Raw genomic sequence first — 18,555 nt, forward strand, 5'->3', positions numbered from 1 at the left:
GGCAGGCCCGGATTCTGACCGGCGTCGCCTGGCCATGCTGCACATGGTGGCCAGCGCCTTCAGCTTCAGCCTGATGAGCCTCTGCGTAAAACAAGTGGGCACGCGAATTCCGGCGGCGGAAGTGGTGCTTGCCCGCAGCCTGTTGAGTGTGGTGTTGAGCTGGTGGTTGCTAAAGCGGGCGGCCATATCGCCCTGGGGAAATCGCAGGGGCCTGCTGGTTTGGCGCGGATGCGTAGGTACGGGAGCGCTGTTGTGCGTTTACAGCGCCCTTGCCAGCCTGCCCCTGGCCTCTGCCACGGTTTTGCAGTACCTCTATCCGACCTTTACGGGGGTGCTGGCCTGGGTGGGTCTTCGGGAACACCTCAGCAAGCGGTTGGTGGCGGCCATTGCCATCGGCTGGCTGGGCGTGCTGATAGTGGCCCAGCCGGCGACCCTGTTTGGCGGCTCCATGCCCCTACCGCTCATACCGGTTTTAGTTGGCATCTGTGGCGCCCTCCTAACGGCCATTGCCTACGTGAGCGTGCGCTCCCTGGCCAACACCGAGCACCCTCTTGTGGTGGTGTTCTATTTCCCCCTGGTTGCCCTGCCGATGAGCATCCCGCTGGTCTGGCTGGATCCGGTTCTGCCCACCCCTGTGGAGCTGATCTGGCTGGTGGGAGTAGGCCTTTTCACCCAGATCGGCCAGGTGTACCTGACCCGCGGAATCATGGCCCTGCCGGCGGCCAGGGCCACCGCCATCAGCTACGTGCAAGTAATTTTTGCTGGCCTATGGGGCTGGATCGTGTTTGGGGAAACAATCAACCGGTGGACCATCACCGGCGCGCTGCTGGTGATGGCTGCCACCCTGATCAGCCTGAGCAGTCCCCACCGCCCCGCCAACGGCGAACTCAAACCGGCAGGGGATCGGTGATCCATTGCTGGTTGCCTTTGTTTGGGCTGTCAGTTTCGGGAGTTAGGGGATCCTGATCGCCACGGGGTCGGGCCAAACGCCAGCTCTGGCCGCGCTCACCCCGCTGCAGATAAATCTCGAAGGGGCTATCAACCCGCACGGGGTCGCCGGGAAGGCGCCAATCAAATTGGCCCTCCACCCGCACGCCCCGGCCAGCACCGATGGCCAGGCCCTGCCGTTGCTCGACCCTTACCCGGCTCACCTCTGGGCTGCCAGGGGGTTTCACCTGAAGCGCTTCGGAAATATCGGCCTGGGTCAGTTCTATCTGGAGCTTCAAAGCGCTCTGCACCACTGCAGTTGGCGGCTGGGAGCGACCATCGCAGCCAGCCAAACCCAGGGCCAGCCCGAGGTAGAGCAGCCATGCCACCACAACGGCCAGGAGCCGGGCCTGGGGGCTGGAGCGCTGGGCAGGATCGGCTACGGAGTGCAGCATGGGGAGCCATTCACTGCTCCCATGATCGGCTGGCTGCAAGGCGAACTGGCTGATCCGTGGCAGCTCGACAAGCGTTACGGGCTCCAACTGCGCTGCCAAGGGGTGGGCTACGACGTGCTGATCACCCAGAGGCAGTGGCTGAAATTGCCCCCAGCGGGAACAAACCTCAGCCTCCATATCCACCCCTCAATCCGGGAAGACGCCTGGACCCTATTTGGATTTGGCGAACGCCACGAGCGGGATTTATTTCGCGAACTAGTAGCCGTAAGTGGGGTTGGCCCACAGATGGCCATGGGCCTCTTGGGAACCCTGGAGCCGGCTGTCCTGATCAAGGCAATCGTCCATGCCGACCTGCGCCAGTTGACCCAGGCGCCTGGGGTCGGCAAGCGCACGGCCGAGCGACTCGCGGTGGAGCTGCGCACAAAACTGCAACAGAGATATGCGGCATCACTCGATCCCTCGGGGCCTGAAGGCTTCGGCGGCGAGGCAGAAATTAGCGACGGTTCGGGCCCGGAGGGGAGCGATCGCGAGGCAGTGCAAATAACCCTGGGCGCCCTGGGCTACGAGGTGCTGGAAATCCACCGCGCCATCAGGGCCGTGGCGGGCATGGGCCTAACGGAAGCCCCGACTGCCGATGATTGGATTCGCGAATGCCTGCGCTGGCTTTCTCGCGAAGTGGCTTGACCGCTGGACGTTAAGATGTTGCATTGCACCGTAGGTTCCCGAAACGGGGCCCAGCCTGCGTTTTCTTTCCCAGCCCATGCCGCTCACCATCACCCAAAAGCAGGAACTGATCAACGGCCACCAAACCCACGGCACCGACACGGGTTCGGTCGAGGTTCAGGTGGCCATGCTCAGCGAGCGGGTAACCCAGTTGACTGGCCATCTGCAGAAGAACAAGCACGACTTCTCCTCCCGCCAGGGGCTGCTCAAGATGATTGGCCGCCGCAAGCGCCTGCTCGGCTACCTGCGGGGCATCAGCCAGGAGCGCTACTCCAAGTTGATCAGCAAGCTGGGCATCCGCGGCTGATCCCTCCCCGGAGTTCTGGCAATGGCCGGCAAAGGCATGGCAGGTAAAGGCATCGGAGCTACTGGCACCGGTGCCAGTAAGTCGGCACCAAAAACAAGTAAGGCACCCAAATCCCTTGGCCCTGCAAAGGCCAGGCGCCAGCCCGGTATTCCCGATGCAGTGGCGAATCGCATGGCTAGACGCATTGCCATCGCCACTGGCATCCCCACCTTGATGGGTATGGGGGTCTTTATCGGCAGTTACCTGCTGGTTACCCGCCAAATCGTTGAATTGTCCACAGGCGTAACCCTGACGGCATCGGGGGGATGTTTTTTGCTGGGTGTCCTTGGCCTCAGCTATGGAGTGCTCTCCGCCAGCTGGGAGGCCGAGCCAGGGACCCTTCTAGGAAGCGAACAAATCGGTGTGAACATCAGCCGAATCCGAGGCTCAATTCGGGCCATGAGAGATCCTTCAAGGCCCAATCCAGCTTCTATGCCGAAGCCAGAAGACCGCTAGGCCGCAACAAGTGGCGAAGTGATGCGGGCCTGGAAATCCGCCAAAGTGAGCGTGCTGAGGGCAGCGTTGACATCACCCACACAAAATTGAGGGCCAAGCCTGACAAAGCGGGTCTGATCCTCAAAACGCACTAGGGCGACGACCGGGACCCTTGACCCCACCTCATCCTGGGGGGGCCGGTGCTGGTGCAGGCATTCGCGCAGCCGGTGCTGAATGGCGATGTCAGCGGCCTGGTCTGCTGGTAGCTCCACCATCAGCAGCTGGAGGTCATCGATGCTGCGGCAGTCATCGACAATCAACTGAACCCGCTCATCGCGGCGGTCGACCGAGGCCCATACCAGCAGCCTGGAATCCACCATCAGGTGGTCGGCGAGACGGGCGTAGGACTTTGGAAACACCACGGCCTCGCAGCTGCCGGTGAGATCTTCTAGCTGTAAAACAGCCATGCGATCGCCCTTGCGGGTGGTGACCTGGCGAATCTCCGGCACCATCACCACTGCGCTGACCTTCGACTTATCCGCACATTCATCCAGGCTGCCCAGGGAAATCGGTGAAAGCAATTTCACCTGCTTGGCCAGCTGTTTGAGCGGGTGATCGGAGAGATAGAAGCCCACCAATTCCTTCTCGAGGCGCAACTTTTCAGTGGGGGGGTAATCACGAACCGGCGCCGCCTTGGGGGCAGTGCTCAGGTCGCCCACGACGCTGGTTGGGACGCCGGAATCGGGGCCAGAGCTCAGCAAATCAAACAGATTGCCCTGACCGCTCGCCCGGTCCTTGGCCCGCGAACTAGCCCAATCAACCACCAAATCCAAATCGGCCATCAATTGGGCACGATTCGCACCAGGCTCAAGGCTGTCGAGGGCACCGGAGTGAATTAAGGCCTCCAGGGCCCGACGGTTTAATTGCTGGCCAGGGATGCGATCACAAAGTTCTGCCAGGCACACAAAGGGGCCATCCGTCTGGCGGGCCTCAATCAGCTGGCGAATCGCCCCATCGCCCAAATTGCGCACGGCAGAAAGGCCAAAGAGAATTCGATCACCGACCGGGGTGAAGTCGATGCCGGAAGCATTCACATCCGGGGGCAACACCTCAATACCCATGGCATTGCAGTTTGCGATATAACGCTGAACCTTGTCACTGGCGCCCGCATTTACCGTGAGTAGGGCGGCCATGTAGGCCACTGGATAGTGGGCCTTTAGGTATGCGGTCTGATAGGTGACGGCACCGTAGGCAGTGGAGTGACTTTTGTTAAAACAATATTCTGCGAACAGAACCATTTGCTCAAAAAGTGACTCTGCCACCTGGGAATCCACACCCCTTGCCGTAGCCCCGTCAACAAAGAGGCTCTGGTGTTTTTCCATCTCACTTTTCTTCTTCTTACCCATGGCCCGGCGCAAGAGATCCGCCTCGCCTAGGGAATAGCCAGCCAGGTCCTGGGCGATCCTCATGATCTGCTCTTGGTAGACCATGATTCCGTAGGTCTCTTGAAGAATTGGCTCCAACTTTGCGTGGGCAAATTCAATGCGCTCGCGGCCGTGCTTGCGGTTGATAAATTTGGGAATCAGACCCGCATCCAAGGGGCCAGGGCGGTAGAGAGCCAAAATCGAAGAGATATCTTCGAGAGATGAGGGCTTGAGATCGCGCACGATCTGGCGCATGCCACTCGATTCCAACTGGAAAATACCCTCCAGATCACCCCTCGCCAAAAGCGCATAGGTGCCTTCATCGTTTAGGGGAAGGGCATCAGGATCAACCCTTAAACCACTACTTTGCTCAACCAAATCGACTGTTTTGTCGATCATGGTGAGGTTTTTAAGGCCCAAAAAGTCCATTTTCAACAGGCCCATCGACTCCACATCTTCCATGAAGTATTGGGTGATCACCTGACCGTCGTTGTTGCGCTGGAGGGGCACCAGTTCATCTAGGGGCTCGGCTGCAATAACCACACCGGCTGCATGGACCCCGAAGGTCTTGTTGGTGCCCTCGATGCGCATGGCCATGTCAACCCAGCGGGTTACCTGGGGATCAGATTCATACTTTTCACGGAATTCAGGCGCAGGAGATTCTGCACCAATCATCTCCTTAAGTTTGGCGGGCTTACCGCGTACAACGGGAATCAACTTGGCAAGCCTGTCGGCGTCGCCATAGGGAATATCCAACACCCGCGCCACATCCTTGAGCACCGCCTTCGATGTCATCCGGTTAAAGGTGATAATCTGGGCCACCTTTTTTTCGCCGTAGCGCTGGGTGACATAGTCGATAACCTCACCCCGCCGCTCGATACAGAAATCCGTATCAATATCAGGCATGGACTTGCGTTCCGGATTCAGGAAGCGCTCAAACAACAAACCATTCAGCACCGGATCGATGTTGGTAATGCCCAGGGCATAGGCCACCAGTGAACCGGCAGCAGATCCCCGGCCAGGGCCCACGGGGATGCCACTTTCGCGGGCAAAGCGAATGTAATCCCAAACCACAAGGAAATAGGTGGGAAATCCCATCTGCTCCATCACCTGCAATTCAAATTGCAGGCGGCCGCCATAGGTAGTGTCAAAGGGCTGATCAGCTGCCAAACCCAGGCGATCACGAAGACCTAGCTCGGTAACCTCAGCTAGGTAACTAACCGGGGTGTGGCCGTCCGGAATTGGGAAATGGGGCATCTGGTAGCGACCAAGGATATCGTATTGCTCTACTTTTTCAGCCACCCTGACCGTATTTGAAACCGCCTCTGCCACCACTTCTGGCTCGAGGTGATCACCAAATAGGGCCAACATTTGGGCCCCATCCTTGATGTATTCGGTGCCGGTATAACGCAACCTTTTCTCATCGCTAATCAGTTTGCCCGTGAGCACACACAACAGGGCGTCGTGGGCCTCCACATCATTGGCACTGAGGTAGTGGGCATCATTGGTGGCCACCAGGGAGATACCAAGTTCAGCCCCAATCTTGGCGATCTCCACGTTGACAATTCGATCCTCAAGCCCGCCATGGTCTTGGATTTCTAGGTAGAAATCATTGCCAAACACATCCCGATACCAACTAGCCACCTCCCTAGCCACATCGGGCCTTCCCCTCAGGATTGCCTGGGGAATCTCACCACCGAGGCAGGCCGTGGACACAATTAGCCCTTCGCTGTATTGCTGAAGCAGTTGCTTGTCGATACAGGCCCGCGAAAAGATGCCCCTGCCACGCATGCCCCGCAGGTGGCTGATGCTGGTGAGCTTCACCAAATTGCGGTAGCCCTTGGCATTCTTAGCAAGAACCACCAGGTGGTAACGCCGCTCTTTTTTTTGCTGGGGATCATCGATGGAGCCATTGATGACATACATCTCATTGCCGATGATCGGCTTGATGCCCGCCTTTGTGCAGAGCTTCAGCAGCTCAATGGCGCCGTACATCACGCCATGGTCCGTGAGGGCGAGGGCGGGCATGCCCAGGGCCACCGCGCGATCGACCATGGCCGGCAACTGGCTGGCCCCATCCAGCAGGCTGTAATCGCTGTGGTTGTGGAGGGGGACGAACGCCAAGGCGCAAGCTGCAAGTCGGTTGGGCACCAGGCTAAGGGGGCGACCCAATATCCAGTGTGCAAGCTGGCAAATCTGCTAAAAGCACGCCAGTGGTGGGGTCAGGCTCGCTTTGGGGCTAGGGCACCAGGGCAGCCTTGGGCCGTTGTGCCATCACCTTGGCCGCCAGCTCGTATTGGTGGGCAACCTGCAAAAGGCGCGGCTCCTCCAGCACTCCGGTGATCAGCTGCAAACCGATGGGCAGTCCCTGGGAATCAAAGCCACAGGGCAGGCTGATGGCCGGCAGCCCAGCCATGTTCGCGGGGATGGTGAGTAGGTCTGCCAGGTACATGGCGAGGGGGTCCTCGCTGTGGGCGCCAAAGCCAAAGGCGGTGGTGGGGGAGGTGGGGGTGAGCAACACATCAACAGCAGTGAAGGCTCGATCAAAATCCCGACGAATCAGGGTGCGCACCTGTTGGGCCTTCTTGTAATAGGCATCGACATAGCCGGCTGAGAGGGCGTAGGTGCCAATCAAAATGCGGCGCTGAACCTCATCTCCGAAGCCCTCGGCGCGGCTGAGGGCTGTCATTTCCGCCAAACTCTGGGCCTCGGCAGTTCGGTAGCCGTATTTGACCCCGTCATATCTGGCCAGGTTGGCGGAGGCCTCAGACGGGGCAATCACGTAGTAAGTCGCAATCCCATCGTTGAAACGGGGGCAGCTGACATCAACCAGCTCACAGCCCAGGCTTTGCAACTGGTCGGCGGCAGCCAGCACGGAGGCCTTCACCTGGGGATCTAGCCCCTCTGCTTCGAAGCATTCCCGCACCAGCCCAACCCTCAGGCCCGAAACCGGCGTCTCCAGGCCAGCCGTGTAATCGGGGACCGGCGCCTTCAAGCAGGTGGAGTCACGGGGATCTTCCCCAGCAATCACCTGGAGTAGCTCGGCCGCATCGGCTACGGAGTGGCTGAAGGGGCCCACCTGGTCGAGGGAACTGGCGAAGGCCACCAGCCCGTAACGGCTTACCCGGCCATAGGTGGGCTTGAGGCCCACAACACCGCAGAAGGCCGCTGGTTGACGGATCGATCCCCCGGTGTCGGAGCCCAGGGCCCCCATACATTCGCCGGCGGCTACGGCTGCGGCGCTACCGCCCGAGCTCCCCCCGGGCACCTTTTCCGGATTCCAGGGGTTGCGGCTGGGGCCAAAGGCCGAGGTCTCGGTGGAGCTGCCCATGGCGAACTCATCGAGGTTGGTTTTCCCCAATAAAACCGCACCTGAGCGCCAAAGACGCTCGGTGACAGTGGACTCATAGGGGGCAACAAAATGCTCCAGCATCCGGCTGGAGCAGGTGGTGCGGATGCCCTGGGTGCAGAGGTTGTCCTTGATGGCAAGGGGGATCCCAGCCAAGGGAGGAAGGGACTCCCCCGCTGAGCGCGCGCCATCAATGCGATCGGCATCGGCTCGGGCCCGTTCCGCCGTAACCTCCAAGAAGGCATGGACAGTGGGATCCACCGACTCGATGCGGGCCAGGTATTGGTCAGTTAGCTCTCGGGCGGAGACTTCGCCCTTAGCCAATTGCTGACGCCATTCGGCGATCCCCATCCAGCTTCAAACCAGGTGAACTGGACGCTATCAGCCGGGCTCGGTGAGCGGCTCGCTGCGGCGCTGACGAACCACGGTGTATTCCAGTTGGCCAGGGGCTTCAGCGCGCAGATCGCTGAGGAAAGCAACCAGGTTGCTCTCCAGGGTGCTGCGGCTCAGAAAGGGTCCGAACCAGTAAATGACATCAGGGGACTTGGTTTCGACCCGCGCCCACCATGCCAAACCCAAACCATTGGCGCAGCTCCGTGCGGGCCAAAGTAGGGGGTTCATGGACCAAGGGCGATTAACTATCCATTCTGCCCGGAGGACCCACCCAAAATCGCCCAGGTGCTCAAAGCTGGATCTAGGGCTGGGTCGCCTCGATGGAGTTCTGGCCCTCCAAAGTGTCTAGATACGCCATCTCATCGAGATTCGCCTCGGCCAGCAAATCGCTAGGGGATGAAAAATCTTTATGTTCCTGGCCATCTGCCTCCGCCTTTGAAGGCAGCTGGGGCCTGACGATGCGGGGGGCTGGCTGGGAACCACTAAGGCCCTTCATCCAGCCGCGGCGGGCAACCTCGTACAGCAATAGGGCGGTCGCCACGGAGGCATTGAGACTGGGGGTGGCTCCTCGCAATGGAATTCGCACCAACTGGTCGCAATTGCGGCGGGTAAGCATCGAGAGCCCATCACCCTCCGAACCAGTCACGATCACAAGGGGCCCCTCCAGGTCAGCCTCCTCCAGGCTCACAGTGCCCTCTGAGGCCAATCCCACGACCCTGTACCCCTCTTGCTTTAGGGCATCAAGGGCACGGTTCAAATTGACAACCCGGGCAACGGGAAGGTGTTCGAGGGCGCCGGCAGCCACCTTGGCCACCGAACCGGTTAGGCCGGCACTGCGCCGCTGGGGCAGGACCAGGCCATGGGCGCCGAGCGCCTCGGCGCTGCGCACGATGGCGCCAAGGTTATGGGGATCCGTCAGACCATCAGCGGCCATCAGCAGGGGAGCTTCGCCCAGGTCAGCACAGCCCTCCATAAGGGTTCGCAGATCGAGGGTTTCAGCAGCTGCAGTCTGGAGGGAGATGCCCTGGTGCACCGCTCCGCCCGTGAGCTGGCCTAGGCGGGCCCAGGTGACCTCCTCGACCAGAACGCCAGAGGACTTGGCCTCGCGCAAGAGCTGTAAAAACTTCGGACTAAAGCGCATCTCCGGCGTACACCAGATGCGATGGATCGGACGGCCACTCTCTAGAGCCGCCAGGGCCGAATGCCTACCCCAGACAAGATCGGGTGCGGACTCGGGTCCGTGCCGCTCCGACTCACCGGAGCTGGGAACGGAATCGGCCTCAATAATTAGTGGCCTAGGGCGGAAGGGCTCTCGAGCCTGAAAACGGCCCTGGCGATCTGGGCGACCCTGGCGCTCCGTGCGACCCTGGCGCTCCGGGCGGCCCTGACGATCTGGGCGATCACGGCCATCGAAGCTTGGCCTGGCAGCGCCCCTGTAACGGCCCACATCGGGGCGGCCCGCGGGGGGCCTAGGCGTAAAGGGTCGGGCCGGATTGGGCCTGTCTGAATTGCTTCGATCTGAATTGGGCCGAGCTGCATTCGTCCGACCTGAAGTTGGCCGACCTGCATTGGGCCGGTCGCCGTAGGGCCTGTCTTCAAATCGGCGGCCCCCAGCCCGACCACGGTCGCCAGTGGAGCGGTCGTTGCTGGAGCGGTCGTAACTGGAACGGTCTGAACTAGGGCGATCGGAGCCACTGCGATCAGGACGTTTGCCGTCAAAGCGTCTCTCTCCGTAGGCCTTGCCCTCGTAGCGGGGGCGATCCCCCCTGGGGAAACGGTCGGTGAAGGAGCGCTCCTCCCTGCTGCCCCCTCGACTATCCGGACGGCTATCTGAACGAGTACCCGGACGACTGTCTGGGCGCCTATCAGGCCTGCGGTCGGGCCTGCCCTCCGGTCTGCCCTCAGATCGACTTTCGGCCCGCCGGGGGGCCCCATCTCGCGAGCCCCCATCCTTGCCGCGACTCCATTCAGGCTTGGGGCCACTGAAACGGGAGGGGCGGCTATCAAAACGTGGGCTCATGGCAAATCGAGACAGAGGTTATGGATCGTTCTCCTTCAAGTGATCTAGCAGCTCGGCCAACCGGGCTGGCTGATGAAGGAATAGCCAGCCCAGCAAGGTCTCCAAACCAGTGGCAGCTCCGTAGGCCCCTGGATCGCCATTGCGGGGACCTCGGCCGGCCCGATTTCGCCCCCTGCGCACCAGATCCTTCTCGGGGTCGGAAAGGAAGCAAGCCAACCGCTCCAGCACAAGGGCCTGGGCAGAAGCCTTGACCTCCAGCACCACCGCGGCATGGGCGTGCTGGGCCTTTGTGGGGGTTCGGCAACGCTGCAACCGCTGGTGCAATTCCCAAACCGCATCGCCAAGCCAGGCCAGCTGAAGGGGCCCTAGCTCGCCTTGGGAAGCAAGGGCTTCACGCCCCATAAGCCAATCCGTAGAAACGGATCCGGCTGGGGAATCAGGCGGCGAGCTGACCAAGGGCCGTGTCGAGATCGGGCTGGAGATGCAGGAACTCTTCCAGGCGGACCAATTTCACCGTCTGGGCAACCCGGGTATTGCCCACAACAACAAACTGCTGCTTTTCGCCATTGCATTGCTTGGCCAATTGCACCAGGGCCCCCAGGCCCGAGGAATCGATGAAATCGATATGGCTCAAATCAAGCAGCATCGGCATGGCCGCAATGCGGTGGGTGGCCACAAAATCTCCAAACTGCTTGTCGGAATAGGCATCAAGCTGGCCCGTAAAGCGAAACAGCTGACAGGTGGCCTGCTGCTCGAAACCTCCCCTGAGGGAAACCGTCAGTCGTTGCAGGTCGTTGATCGCTCCCTCTCCGAAATTTGCACTGGGGCGAAGTGTAGGGAGCAAATTTGAAGCTGCAGGCCCCACTCCTACCGACGCTGGGCCATCAGGTCGACAAAACGACTGAAATGGTGGTCGGCGTCGTGGGGGCCAGGGCTGGCCTCCGGGTGGTACTGGACCCCAAATACCGGTTGCTCTCGCATCGCCAGGGCTGCCACCGTGCGGTCATTGAGGTTTAGGTGGGTGATGGTGACCCGATCAGCGTCCAGGGAGCTTGGCTCCAGGGCAAAACCATGGTTTTGGCTCGTAATCTCCACCTGCCCCGGGCTACCGCAGGGGTGGTTCAAGCCGCGATGGCCGTAGCCGAGCTTGAAGGTGGTTCCGCCCAGGGCCAATCCCAGGATTTGGTGGCCCAGGCAGATGCCAAAAACGGGGAGGTTGGGCTGAAGCAGCAAACCCTTCGCCAGGGCAATGCCTCCATGGACGGCAGCTGGATCCCCGGGCCCATTTGAGAGGAATACCCCCTCGGGCCCGCAGGCCAGAACCTGCTCCAAGCTGCTGGCGGCAGGCAAAACAGTGACTTCACAGCCATGGGCCACGAGCCGCTCGAGGATGGCCCGCTTGATGCCGAAATCAATGGCCACCACCTTGTAGGGCGTGGCTGGCTGGCTTTGGTGGCGGGCATCAAAGGCGGCCGCACAGGGCTTTGTCCAGTGATAGGGCTGGCCAGTGCTGACCTGCTCCGCCAGGTTGAGTCCGGCCATTGAAGGCGCTGAACGCACCCTCTCCAGCAGGGTGGCAGCAGGGGTGCCATCACTACTGATGGCACCATTTATGGCCCCGCCATCACGCAGGTGCCTAACCAGGGCCCGGGTGTCAACGCCATGGATACCCACAACTCCATGGCTAGTCAGCCACTGGGGCAGGTCACCCTCAGCACGCCAGTTACTGACGCTTGGCGAAATTTGCCTGGCAATTACCCCCCGCACATGGGGCCTGTCCGCCTCCTGGTCAACGGAATTGACCCCTGTGTTGCCTAGCTCCGGATAGGTGAAGGTGACCAGCTGCCCCGAATAGCTGGGGTCAGTCATCACCTCCTGGTAACCGGTCATGCCGGTGTTGAAAACCACTTCACCGATGGCCGTACCGGTGGCACCAAACGCCTCACCGCGCAACACGGTGCCGTCGGCCAACACCAACAGGGCCGTAGCTGGGGGCTCACTCACTGGTGCTGGGATGGGACGCAGATCACCAATCATCCCGCAGAGGCAGCGGGCAGGGCCTGGCGCAGGGCCAGCAGCTTTTGCCAGCCCGCACCGTTCTTGAGGGCCTGCTGGGCGATAGGAAGTGCTGCCGCCACGCTGTCTGCCAAACCAGCCGCCCAGAGAACCAGCGCGGCGTTGATGGCTACTACGTCGGTCTGGGCCTGGCTGCCATTGCCCATCAATACGGCCGTCAGGATCGCCGAATTTTCAGCCAGATCACCGCCAGCCAGGGCGCTAATGGGGGCCCTGGCCAGACCCAGGGCCTGGGGATCCAGCTGCTCTGAGCGCACCTGCCCCCCCTCCACAAGGCGCAGTTGGTTGATACCCGAGAGGGAGGCCTCATCGAGTCCGCCATCACCGAAAACCACCACGGCCCGTTCCAGACCCAGCAGGGCAAGGGCTTCTGCCATCGGATCCAGCAGGTCGGCCCGGGCCACCCCCAGCACCTGCCGTTCGGGCCGAAGCGGATTCACCAAGGGCCCCACCAGGTTGAAAACCGTACGGATCCCCAGGGTCCTGCGCAGGGATGCCAACCCCACCAGGGCTTGATGCCACCCGGGGGCAAATAGGAAGGTGACGCCCACATCTGGCAGGGCCGCAACCACATCTGCCTGGGGGGCCTGCAGGTTGATGCCCAGGGCCTCGAGCACGTCGGCCGAGCCAACCCTGCCGCTGGCACTGCGATTTCCCGCCTTTGCCACTGCGGCTCCGCAGGCCGCCGCCACAAAGGCCACTGCAGTCGAAATATTGAAGCTGTCGGCACCATCGCCGCCCGTGCCGCAGGTATCCACCAGGGCCATGGGGGGGCGGCCAGCGGGGATGGGGCAGGCCTGGCGCAGCACCTGGGCCATGGCGGCCAACTCCGCACCGGTCGCCCCCTTTGCGCGCAAGGCAGCCAGCAGGGCTCCGGTCAAAATCGGCTCAATCTGCTGATCAAGCCAGCCCTGCATCAGGGCTGTGGCCTCGGCGGTGTCTAGGTCATCACCTTCTAATAATTGATTGAGCAGAGGGGACCAAGCCGGGGTGGTTGCCATAGCCAATGAGGAGGTTGCCTAGGGGTTACCTAAAATTTGCCAGAAAAAAGCCCGGGTGCAGAGCACGCCGGGCCGGGTGATGGGGACAACTCCACTATTACCCGAAGAGGGCAAATTTGGCGATGTCTGGGGACGCTTTTTTGAAAAATTTCCCTAGGAACCCTCCTGATCAGAGGTGTCAAAACCCGATCCCACCGCCTCCGCAGGCGCGGTGAGGCCCATCGCATGGGGCCGGAATCCAGCGGCCCAGATGGCCCTGGTTTGGCTGTGCAACGACTCCCGATTGAGCCCCCAAAGCCGCAGGGTTTTTGCCAGGTCCTCCTGGAGGTCTCTGGCGCCTGGGAAGCCCTCGTAGCGCATTAGCAACCTGGCCGCATCCACCAGATGCTCATCGGCCGGAGACTCGACCGCCAGCAAACGATCCACCAGATCGCGGTCCTTTGCGTATAGGGGGTGGCTTTGCTCAGGCATCGCTGCAGGGGATTCGGATCCCTAGGTTGGCCCCAGTGTGACGAACTCCAGCGTGGGGGCCTATCGGGTTGATCTGATCCGGCGCTATTTGCGCCCCCACAAAAAAACGGTGCTGCTGGGGGCCCTGGCCCTAGTGATCGTCAACGTGCTCAGCGTTTCGATCCCCCTGCTGGTGAGGCAGGTAATTAATGAGCTGAACAGCGGCTTCAGCCTGCAAACCCTGCTGCACCAGGCCCTATTGATCGTGGCCCTGGCCACCTTGATGGGTGGATTTCGGCTTTGGTCACGAATGCTGGTGTTTGGGGTGGGCCGCCAGGTGGAGGCCGATCTCAAGCAGCAAATTTTCGATCACCTCCTCAAGCAGGAACCCGGCTGGGTTCAAACCACCGGCAGTGGTGAGGTGATCAGTCGAGCCACCAGCGACGTGGAAAACGTGCGACGGCTGCTGGGCTTTGCCGTTCTGAGCCTCACAAACACTGCCCTGGCCTACGCCCTGACCTTGCCAGCCATGCTGGCCATCGACCCCTGGTTAAGCCTGGCGGCCGTTGGGCTCTACCCCCTGATGTTGCTGGTGGTTCGCCTCTTCGGCGGCCGGATGATGGGCCAACAGAGGCGCCAGCAGGAAGCCCTGGCCTCCATGAGTGATCTGATCCAGGAAGACCTCTCCGGCATCAGTGCGATCAAGATCTATGGCCAGGAGGCCACCGAACAATCGGCCTTTGCCTCCCGCAATCGCAGCTATCGGGATGCGGCCCTAAACCTGGCCCGCACCCGCAGCACCCTCTTTCCCCTACTGGAGGGAATCTCTTCCGTAAGTCTGCTGTTGCTGCTGGCCCTGGGCAGTGGCCAACTCGAATCGGGCAGGTTGTCGATCGGCGACATCGTCGCCCTGATCCTGTTTGTGGAGCGGTTGGTCTTCCCCACGGCCCTGCTTGGCTTCACCTTGAACACCTTCCAAACAGGGCAGGTGAGCCTGGAGCGAATCGAAGAACTGCTGGACCGCCAACCGCAGATCGTCTCGCCGCCCCAACCAATAGAAGTTGCCGAATTGGGGCATGGAGCCATTCAGGCCCGGGGCCTGACCGTTACCTACCCAGGAAGCAGCAGGCCGGCTTTGCTGGATGTGAGCTTTGATTTGCGGCCAGGGGAGCTGGTGGCCGTGGTGGGACCGGTGGGCTGCGGCAAGACCACCCTGGCCCGGGCCCTCGGCCGCATGGTGGAGGTGGCGCCAGGTTGCCTTTGGCTCGACGGATGTGATGTCACCCACCTGGCCCTTTCGGAACTGCGCCGCCGGGTGGCCCTGGTGCCCCAGGAGGGTTTCCTGTTCACGGCAACCCTCGCCGACAACCTCCGTTACGGCGACCCAAATGCCCCCGACAGCTCGGTGGAGAGTGCGGCTCAGCAGGCCCGGTTAGAGGGGGATATCAAGAGCTTTCCCGATGGCTACCAAACCCTGGTGGGCGAGCGGGGAATCACCCTCAGCGGTGGCCAACGCCAGCGCACCTCCCTTGGCCGGGCCCTGCTGGTGGATGCACCCCTACTGGTACTAGACGACGCCCTGGCAAGCGTTGATAACAACACAGCCGCAGCAATTCTGCGCACCATTCGGGCTGAAAAGGGAAGGCAGTTGCAGTCACGCACGGTGTTGATGATCAGCCACCAACTCACGGCCGCCGCCGCCTGTGATCGAATCCTGGTGCTCGACGGGGGACGACTTGTGCAGCAGGGTCACCACAGCGAACTGGTGGATCAGGTCGGCACCTACCGGCGCCTCTGGGAGCGGGAACAGGCCAGCGAACAATTGCGCGCCGCCAGCTAGGCCTGCCTAGGCTCAGGCCCTCACTTGATTTGCCCAAATAGGGGCTTATTGGCCACCATGAGCTCTCCCTTGCATGCCGTGCTGGGTACGCCAATCAATACGCCCCCGGGCCCAGGCCAAGGGGAAGCGGTTTTTGGCTGTGGCTGCTTTTGGGGAGCGGAAAAGGGTTTTTGGCGGCTGCCAGGGGTATTCAGCACCGCCGTGGGCTATGCCGGAGGCCATCTCGAGAACCCGGACTACGGGCAGGTGTGCTCGGGACAGACCGGCCACAGCGAGGTGGTGAGGGTGGTTTGGGACACCAACCAGGTCGACTTCAGTGACCTGCTCAAGCTGTTTTGGGAATGCCACGATCCCACCCAGGGGGATCGCCAGGGAAACGACCGGGGTAGCCAGTACAGATCCGTGATCTACGTAAACAGCCCGGAGCTGATGGCGCTGGTTGAGGCCAGTAGGCAGGCCTATCAATCCCTGCTCGACCAGGCAGGCCTAGGCAGCATCACCACCGAAGTGAAAGCCGATCAACACCTGTATTACGCCGAGACCTACCACCAGCAATATCTGGCCAAGCCGGGTAGTCGTCCCTACTGCTCCGCCCAACCCACGGGCCAGAGGCTCAGCCAATTCGAGGGTGCCAACTTCAAGCTTGATCCAAGGGTCTGGGAGCACTACGACTGGGCCGTTTCCCACTGCGTGCTGAGGGGAGACAACAGCCAAATCCGATTGGCCGTGGCCTAGGCGGCAGAGGCCTTGATGTTTGCCCTAGCTGCCATTTCCACGATTGCCATGGGCTCTCCCTGGTGGGAGGACTACGGCAAGAGCGAAATCTTTTTGTGCCCAAACCAGCTGAGCCTGGTAATCGAGCGCAATGATGTTCAGGCCTCTGTCCTGAGTGGTCGCTTCCGCACCACCCTGTTCCGTGAGCAATCGGATCTCCCTGGCCTGCGCTTCGGCGATGACCAAATGCGCCTGATCCTCAGGGGTGATGTGCTCACCATGGAGGAGCGAAACAACCGTTTCGACTGCATGCGCAGCCAGGAGGTTTGATGAATCCTTTACCCGACCGCGTGGCGATTGTGGGCATCCTCGCCACCCTGGGCATCTGCTTTGCCCTGGTGTTTTGGTTTGTGCGGCTAAATCCCGCTACCGATCCGCCCATGCAATGGCGTGAGCAGCCCACAAGGCAATCTGGAACCTCGGGGCAATTGTTGTGAGTAGTAAGTCGAAGCGCCAACTCCACCCACTGCCGAAGGGTCTGGTGGAGCTCTACGGCCTGCTGGCCGTTTTGTTTGTGCTGGTGCCTGAGTGGATGGCCGATGGCGCCATGCTGGGCTGGCTGCGGAGTCGGGGCCAGGCAAATCTGCCTCCAGCTGCGGCTGCCTGGCGAAGATTGCCGGAGTTGAAGCTGGCCTCCATGGACTTCGCCCAGCTGCGCCAGCTGGCCAAGAGCTGCCGCCTTCCTGGCTACGCCAGTCTCAGTCGAGATAGGTTGAGTGCCCGGCTCCTGCGGCGGCTGAAACGTCGTAAAGCGCTGTGGTAGCTTCCTTCTTGCCGGGGCGTAGCGCAGCTTGGTAGCGCACCACTTTGGGGTAGTGGGGGTCGCAGGTTCAAATCCTGTCGCTCCGATTCAACCGGTTTTAAATCCCACCAGACCGGCTTCCCATGCCGGTTTTTTTGTGCCTAACCCCTCCCCTGGCCAAGGAAGCGGACTGGTCCGCCTAGGCGGCGGCTGAATTTGCGCTGTCGACTGCATGCACAGGAAATGGCAAGGCCCCAGCCTCCCGCGCGCTGAGGCGACGGCTCCAGGCCTTCGGCACCGGATCATTCCAGCGAAAACCAGCCTCCTTGGCGCGATGGCGCTCGCCATAGCTCAGTTGGGCGCAAAACAATTGGCGGGGCTCGAGGGCGGCAGCCAGCAACTCCTCCAGCTGGGGACAGCGCTCAAATACCTGCACCAAGTAGATGCAGTCGGTAAGGGCTCGATGGGCGGCCCAGACAGGAACCCCATAGGCCAGGGCCAAATCCCGCACCGAGGGCGTAGGACGCAGGTGACGGTCAGCTGGCCACTTGATGTCCTCCATGGAGCAGATCCAGGGCTTGTCGATATGGGGCAAGGGGGCCTGGCCGAACCACTGGCGATCAAAGGCGACGTTGTGGGCCAACACCGCATCGGCCGCGGCGAGCATGGCCTCAAAGCAAAGCAAACCCGCCTGCCATGGCTGGCTTAGCCGGGTTACCTCAGCCGCAATGCCGTTGACATGCTCGGCGGGGTTGCTGCTGGCTGGCATCAGGAACGACACCTGACTGAGCACTGCCCTGCTGGCCACATGGAAGAGAACCGCACCCACCTCTATGCACTTGCCCCGCGAAGGATCCAGGCCAGTGGTCTCGGTATCCAGCACCAGGAGCAGTTCGGGCACGGGGGTTTGCACGGGCAAGGGAGTTTGCACGGGCAAGGGGGTTTGCTCCGGCACAGCAGGCATCGGTGCCTCAACAAGTAGCGCCTGCAGATCGTTTTGTTCCCAAAAACTGGGTTGCTCCCCCATCCCAGTAACCAGAAGCTCAATCCCATCTTCCCAGGCGGGGCAAGCCCCATCGCCAGCATCGAAAGTGCCTAGGTTTGCCCCCATCAAGTTCTAAGAAGCAAACAGCTGCAGCCCATGGCCCTAAGCGTCGGTGATACTGCCCCCCCCATTGCCCTGCGCGATCAAAACGGCGAGGAGCACCGCAGTGACCAATTAGACGGCAAGGCCCTGGTGTTGTTTTTCTATCCGAAGGACGACACCCCCGGCTGCACGATGGAGGCCTGCGCCTTCCGGGACAGCTACGCAGATCTACGGGCCATGGGAGCCGAGGTCTGGGGCGTAAGCGGCGATGACCAAGCCAGCCACCAGCGTTTTGCCAACCGCCACCAGCTGCCCTATCCCCTGCTGGTCGATGCAGGCCAGCGCCTGAGGAAGGCCTTTGGCGTGCCAAACGTGCTCGGGCTGCTGCCCGGTCGAGTCACCTATGTGATCGATGCCAATGGCGTGGTGCGCCATATTTTCAACAACCTGCTGGATGGTCCGGCCCACCGCAATGAGGCCAAGGCGGCCCTGCAAAAGCTGTTGTCCAACTAA

Annotated in this window: 21 protein-coding genes and 1 tRNA gene; 11 read left to right on the plus strand and 11 right to left on the minus strand. The window is 61.4% G+C overall.

The features are described from left to right. Window positions 1-34: 34 nt before the first annotated feature. A complete protein-coding gene (locus tag KBY49_RS03480; protein ID WP_315856990.1) occupies window positions 35-910 on the plus strand; it encodes a DMT family transporter in 876 nt (291 codons plus the stop codon). Here KBY49_RS03480 and KBY49_RS03485 read toward each other — a convergent pair. Beyond that, window positions 888-1,382 (minus strand): hypothetical protein, encoded by a 495-nt coding sequence (locus KBY49_RS03485; protein ID WP_254933362.1) that lies wholly within the window; start codon window positions 1,380-1,382, stop codon window positions 888-890. The genes KBY49_RS03480 and KBY49_RS03485 overlap by 23 nt on opposite strands. A 21-nt stretch (window positions 1,383-1,403) precedes the next feature. On the opposite strand from KBY49_RS03485, the gene ruvA reads away from it, so the two are divergent. The 3 genes from ruvA to KBY49_RS03500 all read left to right on the plus strand — a co-directional run bounded on the left by ruvA (window position 1,404) and on the right by KBY49_RS03500 (window position 2,907). After that, window positions 1,404-2,066 (plus strand): Holliday junction branch migration protein RuvA, encoded by a 663-nt coding sequence (gene ruvA / locus KBY49_RS03490; protein WP_254933363.1) that lies wholly within the window; start codon window positions 1,404-1,406, stop codon window positions 2,064-2,066. A gap of 76 nt (window positions 2,067-2,142) precedes the next feature. Further along, entirely contained in the window at window positions 2,143-2,412 is a 270-nt protein-coding gene (gene rpsO / locus KBY49_RS03495; protein ID WP_254933364.1) for a 30S ribosomal protein S15, read from the plus strand. A 21-nt stretch (window positions 2,413-2,433) separates the two neighbouring features. Beyond that, a complete protein-coding gene (locus tag KBY49_RS03500) occupies window positions 2,434-2,907 on the plus strand; it encodes a PAM68 family protein (protein WP_254933365.1) in 474 nt (157 codons plus the stop codon). Here the strand turns inward: KBY49_RS03500 and KBY49_RS03505 are convergent. From KBY49_RS03505 to KBY49_RS03545, 9 genes are all read right to left on the minus strand, one after another. Continuing rightward, the gene (locus tag KBY49_RS03505; RefSeq protein WP_254933366.1) at window positions 2,904-6,434 is read right to left on the minus strand and encodes a DNA polymerase III subunit alpha; all 3,531 of its coding nucleotides are present in this window, start codon (window positions 6,432-6,434) and stop codon (window positions 2,904-2,906) included. The two genes, KBY49_RS03500 and KBY49_RS03505, sit on opposite strands and share 4 nt — an antisense overlap. 115 nt (window positions 6,435-6,549) lie before the next feature. Further along, window positions 6,550-8,010: an Asp-tRNA(Asn)/Glu-tRNA(Gln) amidotransferase subunit GatA gene (gatA, locus tag KBY49_RS03510; protein WP_254933367.1), complete on the minus strand. Its 1,461-nt coding sequence runs from the start codon at window positions 8,008-8,010 to the stop codon at window positions 6,550-6,552. Window positions 8,011-8,040: 30 nt separating this feature from the next. Then, a complete protein-coding gene (locus tag KBY49_RS03515; RefSeq protein ID WP_254933368.1) occupies window positions 8,041-8,280 on the minus strand; it encodes a DUF1816 domain-containing protein in 240 nt (79 codons plus the stop codon). A gap of 73 nt (window positions 8,281-8,353) precedes the next feature. Continuing rightward, complete coding sequence (gene rlmB / locus KBY49_RS03520; protein ID WP_254933369.1) at window positions 8,354-10,072, minus strand: 23S rRNA (guanosine(2251)-2'-O)-methyltransferase RlmB; 1,719 nt, start codon at window positions 10,070-10,072, stop codon at window positions 8,354-8,356. Window positions 10,073-10,090: 18 nt separating this feature from the next. After that, complete coding sequence (locus KBY49_RS03525; RefSeq protein WP_254933370.1) at window positions 10,091-10,474, minus strand: ribonuclease III domain-containing protein; 384 nt, start codon at window positions 10,472-10,474, stop codon at window positions 10,091-10,093. A 34-nt stretch (window positions 10,475-10,508) separates the two neighbouring features. Beyond that, entirely contained in the window at window positions 10,509-10,916 is a 408-nt protein-coding gene (locus tag KBY49_RS03530) for an STAS domain-containing protein (RefSeq protein WP_396099306.1), read from the minus strand. A 23-nt stretch (window positions 10,917-10,939) separates the two neighbouring features. Then, window positions 10,940-12,109: a glutamine-hydrolyzing carbamoyl-phosphate synthase small subunit gene (gene carA / locus KBY49_RS03535; protein WP_254933371.1), complete on the minus strand. Its 1,170-nt coding sequence runs from the start codon at window positions 12,107-12,109 to the stop codon at window positions 10,940-10,942. Continuing rightward, window positions 12,106-13,149 carry an anthranilate phosphoribosyltransferase gene (gene trpD, locus KBY49_RS03540; protein ID WP_254933372.1) on the minus strand — a complete coding sequence of 348 codons (1,044 nt, stop codon included), beginning with the start codon at window positions 13,147-13,149 and terminating at the stop codon, window positions 12,106-12,108. The genes carA and trpD overlap by 4 nt, the downstream gene beginning before the upstream one ends. Before the next feature lie 153 nt (window positions 13,150-13,302). Beyond that, entirely contained in the window at window positions 13,303-13,620 is a 318-nt protein-coding gene (locus KBY49_RS03545; protein ID WP_254933373.1) for a DUF3288 family protein, read from the minus strand. A 52-nt stretch (window positions 13,621-13,672) separates the two neighbouring features. Here KBY49_RS03545 and KBY49_RS03550 point away from each other — a divergent pair, with 52 nt between their 5' ends. The 6 genes from KBY49_RS03550 (at window position 13,673) to KBY49_RS03575 (ending at window position 17,062) form a co-directional block, all read left to right on the plus strand. Beyond that, on the plus strand, window positions 13,673-15,439 hold the full coding sequence (locus tag KBY49_RS03550; RefSeq protein WP_254934005.1) for an ABC transporter ATP-binding protein: 1,767 nt from the start codon (window positions 13,673-13,675) through the stop codon (window positions 15,437-15,439). A gap of 57 nt (window positions 15,440-15,496) precedes the next feature. Next, window positions 15,497-16,174, plus strand: a complete 678-nt coding sequence (gene msrA / locus KBY49_RS03555) for a peptide-methionine (S)-S-oxide reductase MsrA (RefSeq protein ID WP_254933374.1) — start codon at window positions 15,497-15,499, stop codon at window positions 16,172-16,174. Window positions 16,175-16,189: 15 nt separating this feature from the next. Then, window positions 16,190-16,483: a hypothetical protein gene (locus tag KBY49_RS03560; RefSeq protein WP_254933375.1), complete on the plus strand. Its 294-nt coding sequence runs from the start codon at window positions 16,190-16,192 to the stop codon at window positions 16,481-16,483. Further along, window positions 16,483-16,650 (plus strand): hypothetical protein, encoded by a 168-nt coding sequence (locus tag KBY49_RS03565; protein WP_254933376.1) that lies wholly within the window; start codon window positions 16,483-16,485, stop codon window positions 16,648-16,650. Before KBY49_RS03560 ends, KBY49_RS03565 begins: the two co-directional genes overlap by 1 nt. After that, complete coding sequence (locus tag KBY49_RS03570) at window positions 16,647-16,976, plus strand: hypothetical protein (protein ID WP_254933377.1); 330 nt, start codon at window positions 16,647-16,649, stop codon at window positions 16,974-16,976. Before KBY49_RS03565 ends, KBY49_RS03570 begins: the two co-directional genes overlap by 4 nt. A 12-nt stretch (window positions 16,977-16,988) precedes the next feature. Continuing rightward, window positions 16,989-17,062: transfer RNA gene (locus KBY49_RS03575), tRNA-Pro, on the plus strand. Window positions 17,063-17,154: 92 nt separating this feature from the next. Here KBY49_RS03575 and KBY49_RS03580 read toward each other — a convergent pair. Then, window positions 17,155-17,982 (minus strand): 3'-5' exonuclease, encoded by an 828-nt coding sequence (locus KBY49_RS03580; RefSeq protein ID WP_254933378.1) that lies wholly within the window; start codon window positions 17,980-17,982, stop codon window positions 17,155-17,157. A 114-nt stretch (window positions 17,983-18,096) separates the two neighbouring features. Between KBY49_RS03580 and KBY49_RS03585 the strand changes: the two genes are divergently transcribed. Beyond that, window positions 18,097-18,555, plus strand: a complete 459-nt coding sequence (locus KBY49_RS03585; RefSeq protein WP_254933379.1) for a peroxiredoxin — start codon at window positions 18,097-18,099, stop codon at window positions 18,553-18,555.

Origin of the sequence: Cyanobium sp. WAJ14-Wanaka (genome assembly GCF_024345375.1) — a bacterium.
Classification (GTDB): Bacteria; Cyanobacteriota; Cyanobacteriia; order PCC-6307; family Cyanobiaceae; genus Cyanobium_A.

Bases quoted from the DNA above. Each gene is read 5' to 3' on its own strand.
- gatA (WP_254933367.1), bottom strand. From the start codon at position 8,010: ATGGGGATCGCCGAATGGCGTCAGCAATTGGCTAAGGGCGAAGTCTCC.
- KBY49_RS03525 (WP_254933370.1), bottom strand. From the start codon at position 10,474: ATGGGGCGTGAAGCCCTTGCTTCCCAAGGCGAGCTAGGGCCCCTTCAG.
- rpsO (WP_254933364.1), top strand. From the start codon at position 2,143: ATGCCGCTCACCATCACCCAAAAGCAGGAACTGATCAACGGCCACCAA.
- KBY49_RS03545 (WP_254933373.1), bottom strand. From the start codon at position 13,620: ATGCCTGAGCAAAGCCACCCCCTATACGCAAAGGACCGCGATCTGGTG.
- KBY49_RS03565 (WP_254933376.1), top strand. From the start codon at position 16,483: ATGAATCCTTTACCCGACCGCGTGGCGATTGTGGGCATCCTCGCCACC.
- carA (WP_254933371.1), bottom strand. From the start codon at position 12,109: ATGATTGGTGATCTGCGTCCCATCCCAGCACCAGTGAGTGAGCCCCCA.
- KBY49_RS03560 (WP_254933375.1), top strand. From the start codon at position 16,190: ATGTTTGCCCTAGCTGCCATTTCCACGATTGCCATGGGCTCTCCCTGG.
- KBY49_RS03585 (WP_254933379.1), top strand. From the start codon at position 18,097: ATGGCCCTAAGCGTCGGTGATACTGCCCCCCCCATTGCCCTGCGCGAT.
- KBY49_RS03485 (WP_254933362.1), bottom strand. From the start codon at position 1,382: ATGCTGCACTCCGTAGCCGATCCTGCCCAGCGCTCCAGCCCCCAGGCC.
- rlmB (WP_254933369.1), bottom strand. From the start codon at position 10,072: ATGAGCCCACGTTTTGATAGCCGCCCCTCCCGTTTCAGTGGCCCCAAG.
- trpD (WP_254933372.1), bottom strand. From the start codon at position 13,149: ATGGCAACCACCCCGGCTTGGTCCCCTCTGCTCAATCAATTATTAGAA.
- KBY49_RS03580 (WP_254933378.1), bottom strand. From the start codon at position 17,982: ATGGGGGAGCAACCCAGTTTTTGGGAACAAAACGATCTGCAGGCGCTA.
- KBY49_RS03500 (WP_254933365.1), top strand. From the start codon at position 2,434: ATGGCCGGCAAAGGCATGGCAGGTAAAGGCATCGGAGCTACTGGCACC.
- KBY49_RS03515 (WP_254933368.1), bottom strand. From the start codon at position 8,280: ATGAACCCCCTACTTTGGCCCGCACGGAGCTGCGCCAATGGTTTGGGT.
- ruvA (WP_254933363.1), top strand. From the start codon at position 1,404: ATGATCGGCTGGCTGCAAGGCGAACTGGCTGATCCGTGGCAGCTCGAC.
- KBY49_RS03480 (WP_315856990.1), top strand. From the start codon at position 35: ATGCTGCACATGGTGGCCAGCGCCTTCAGCTTCAGCCTGATGAGCCTC.
- msrA (WP_254933374.1), top strand. From the start codon at position 15,497: ATGAGCTCTCCCTTGCATGCCGTGCTGGGTACGCCAATCAATACGCCC.